This window comes from Aminobacter sp. 01T433 (assembly GCF_056398585.1).
The window spans coordinates 1-1,024 of record NZ_JBFTPR010000062.1 but is presented as its reverse complement, the minus strand read 5'-3'; the positions used below and the strand labels follow the sequence as shown (position 1 = coordinate 1,024).

Sequence of the window (1,024 nt, the reverse complement as noted above, 5' to 3'; positions counted from 1 at the left end):
ACAGTCTTGCCGGGAGGCGGGACGGACAGCCAGCGAACGCCCGAATTGCACAGGCGGGTGCATGGCGGGTGTGCCACGATCAGCATGTCCCAGCCGTCATCCAGGATTTCGCGTGCATCGCCCACGATGTGCTTGTTGCTGCGGTCGTCTGCCGGCAGGAGGTCGCACGACCATGCGTCGTGACCCTGCGCGGCGAAGGCGCGGCGAACGGTGCCTGAGAACTCGCAGGCYACRAGGACACGRAAGCTCATTCTSCGTTCCCCCCTTGCGCGCMGGCACTATGGGCGGCGAGAGCGGTGAGCTTTTCGCGRACCGCYTGCARYGATGCTTCCCGYGMGWAGAACAGCCCGTTRTCGAACACRAACGCGGCGGCTTYGAYGTAGTCGTMGCTGCTTTCGTTGTTCACGGTCACCTGACCGGCAACGAGCATCAGCTCGACGGTTTTCAGTTGGGCCTTAGTGAGCGCCATCTACTTGCCCTCCACCACAACCGGGGAGCGGAGCCGGTTGATAGCCATGCGGGCGAAACGACAATCCTGCTTGGTCGGGAACGTGCGCCCGCCGTCCTCCGCTTCAAGACCCGCTAGGATTTCAGCGCATTTGAGCAGCGCTTCCACCACCCCCGGCGCGGATACTGGCGAGGTGTGGGCTAAAGCCGATCGGATGCGGGCGTCGTAATCGGCCTGTGCGGCGGCTTTGGCTAGTTCGAGGGTGTCGAAGTCTTCACCGCTCCAATTTCCGTCAATGCCAAGCTTCCAACGAAAGACGATCCGTTTCGGCATCAATTGTTGAAGAGCCGACGCGTAGTAGTTGCCAAGGAGGGACTTGGCCCACGCGCCGGAGCGTGATTCAGTCCACTCCAGCGCCTTAACGCTAGGCTCTACTGCATCTGGTGCGGGGGAGGACCACGCCAAACGTAATTCGGCCAGTAGGTTGGAGGCGGTAGCGGGCTCAACGTTCGTAGCGTCGGGTACTTCACCGCTCTCAACGGGATGCTGTTCGCTAAATTCGCGTCCGGTATCTTC

The 1,024-nt window shown here is 61.8% G+C and carries 2 pseudogenes; both read right to left on the bottom strand.

Going from position 1 to position 1,024, the window contains the following annotated elements:
• A pseudogene (locus tag AC1DLV_RS30270) lies at positions 1-251 on the bottom strand (hypothetical protein); the annotation flags it as partial.
• Between the two features lie 218 nt (positions 252-469).
• A pseudogene (locus tag AC1DLV_RS30265) lies at positions 470-1,024 on the bottom strand (hypothetical protein); the annotation flags it as partial.